General features: G+C 73.2%; 1 pseudogene. It reads left to right on the top strand.

What is annotated here, in order from left to right:
• Positions 1-63: 63 nt before the first annotated feature.
• Positions 64-474 (top strand): annotated as a pseudogene (locus OZ411_RS43080) (peptidylprolyl isomerase); the annotation flags it as partial.

Genomic DNA, 474 nt, shown 5'->3' with positions numbered 1-474 from the left:
GGTGGAAATCCAGAACAACATCCAGGACAGCGGCGACAAGATCCTCGACCAGAAGGCAGTACCATGACACGCTCTCCTCTCCGCGGCGCACTCCCGATCCGGTCCCTGCGCGTGTCGCTCCTGGCGACGGCGCTCGCCGGTCTCCCGCTGGCCGCCGCCGCCCAGACGGCTCCGCCGCCGGCGCCGCAGCGGCCCGCCCAGGCCGTCGCCAAGCCGAAGCCCGCGGCCCCCGCAGCGGCGGCCCCGCAGCAGGCGGCGACGACGCAGGGCGCGGCACCGGCCAAGTCCGGTGACGACGTGATCGCCCGGGTCGGCACCACCAACATCTCGGCGGACCAGATCCGAGCCTATGTCGCCGCGCTCGGGCCGCGCGAGCGCGCCGCGTTCGGGCAGGATCCGAATCTGCTCAGCCAGGCGGTGCGGTTGATGCTCGCCAACCGCCTGGTGCTGCAGGAGGTCGCGGCCAAGAAGTGG

The sequence above is a fragment of the Bradyrhizobium sp. Arg237L genome (genome assembly GCF_029990105.1).
In the GTDB taxonomy this organism is placed as follows: domain Bacteria; phylum Pseudomonadota; class Alphaproteobacteria; order Rhizobiales; family Xanthobacteraceae; genus Bradyrhizobium.
The sequence above is the reverse complement of the archived record's forward strand: the minus strand, read 5'-3'. Positions and strand labels throughout refer to the sequence as shown.